The organism is Serratia sp. H402Y (genome assembly GCF_051172415.1).
Taxonomy (GTDB): Bacteria; Pseudomonadota; Gammaproteobacteria; order Enterobacterales; family Enterobacteriaceae; genus Serratia; species Serratia ureilytica.
This window is the reverse complement of record NZ_JBPIYZ010000014.1, coordinates 1-1,997: the sequence shown is the minus strand read 5'-3', so window position 1 is coordinate 1,997 and position 1,997 is coordinate 1. Positions and strand designations below refer to the sequence as shown.

General features: G+C 66.0%; 1 protein-coding gene. It reads right to left on the bottom strand.

The window, feature by feature from the left end:
• Nucleotides 1–8 precede the first annotated feature (8 nt).
• Nucleotides 9–1,997 (bottom strand): transketolase (tkt, locus tag ACSBQS_RS24520; RefSeq protein WP_434991378.1); only part of this gene is annotated, 1,989 nt, incomplete at its 5' end.

Sequence of the window (1,997 nt, the reverse complement as noted above, 5' to 3'; positions counted from 1 at the left end):
CCGGCGGCTTACTTCAGCAGCGCCTGCGCCTTGGCCACCACGTTGTCCACGGTGAAGCCGAACTCGGCGAACAGCTGCTCCGCCGGCGCCGACTCACCGAAGGTGGTCATGCCCACGATAGCGCCGTTCAGGCCCACGTACTTGTACCAGTAGTCCGCGATACCCGCTTCCACCGCCACACGCGCCGTTACCGCCGCCGGCAGCACCGACTCGCGGTACGCCGCATCCTGCTTGTCGAACGCGTCGGTCGACGGCATCGACACCACGCGCACCTTGCGGCCCGCCGCGGTCAGTTTGTCCGCCGCCTCCACCGTGATGCCCACTTCGGAGCCGGTGGCAATCAGGATAACGTCCGGCGTGCCCGCACAGTCTTTCAGCACGTAGCCGCCGCGGTACACGTTCGCCAGCTGCTCTGCGGTGCGCGGCTGCTGGGTCAGGTTCTGGCGCGAGAACACCAGCGTGGTCGGGCCGTCGTTGCGCTCGATGCCGTACTGCCACGCCACCGCCGATTCCACCTGGTCACACGGACGCCAGGTGCTCATGTTCGGGGTCACGCGCAGGCTCGCCAGCTGCTCCACCGGCTGGTGGGTCGGGCCGTCTTCGCCCAGACCGATGGAGTCGTGGGTGTAGACGAACACGTTGCGCAGCTTCATCAGCGCCGCCATGCGCACCGCGTTGCGGGCGTATTCCACGAACATCAGGAAGGTCGCCGAGTACGGCAGGAAGCCGCCGTGCAGCGCGATGCCGTTGGTGATGGCGGTCATGCCGAACTCGCGCACGCCGTAATGAATGTAGTTGCCCGCCGGGTCAACGTTCAGCGCTTTCGAACCGGACCATAGGGTCAGGTTGCTCGGCGCCAGGTCGGCGGAGCCGCCCAGGAACTCCGGCAGCACCTTGCCGAACGCTTCCAGCGCGTTCTGCGACGCCTTGCGGCTGGCGATGTTGGCCGGGTTGGCCTGCAGTTTTTCCACGAACGCCTTGGCGTCCGCTTTCCAGTCCGCCGGCAGCTCGCCGTTCATGCGGCGCTTGAACTCGGCGGCCAGTTCCGGGAAGGCCCTGGCGTAGGCGGCGAACTTGTCGTTCCAGGCCGCTTCTTTGGCCTGACCGGCTTCCTTGGCGTCCCACTGGGCGTAGATGTCCTGCGGGATTTCAAAGGCGGCGTATTTCCAGCCCAGCGCTTCGCGGGTGGCGGCCACTTCGGCGGCGCCCAGCGCGGCGCCGTGCACGTCATGGGTGCCGGCCTTGTTCGGCGAACCGAAGCCGATAACGGTCTTGCACATCAGCAGCGACGGCTTGTCGGTCACCTTGCGGGCTTCTTCAATCGCGGCCTTGATGGCGTCCGGGTTGTGGCCGTCGACGTTGCGCACCACGTGCCAGCCGTAGGCTTCGAAACGCAGGGCGGTGTCGTCGGTGAACCAGCCGTCGACGTGGCCGTCGATGGAGATGCCGTTGTCATCGTAGAAGGCGGTCAGCTTGCCGAGCTTGAGGGTGCCGGCCAGGGAGCAGACTTCGTGCGAGATGCCTTCCATCATGCAGCCGTCGCCCATGAAGGCGTAGGTGTGGTGGTCGACGATGTCGTGACCAGGGCGGTTGAACTGCGCCGCCAGGGTGCGTTCGGCGATGGCGAAGCCGACGGCGTTGGCGATGCCCTGGCCCAGCGGGCCGGTGGTGGTCTCAACGCCCGGGGTGTAACCGTACTCCGGGTGGCCCGGGGTTTTGGAATGGAGCTGACGGAAGTTTTCCAGCTCGCGCATCGGCAGGTCGTAGCCGGTGAGGTGCAGGAGGCTGTAAATCAACATGGAGCCGTGGCCGTTGGAGAGCACGAAACGGTCGCGGTCAGCCCAGTGCGGGTTAGTCGGGTTGTGGTTGAGGTAGTCGCGCCACAGGACTTCGGCGATGTCCGCCATGCCCATAGGGGCCCCCGGGTGGCCGGAATTTGCTTTTTGTACGGCGTCCATGCTGAGTGCGCGGATGGCGTTGGCAAGCTCTTTACGAGA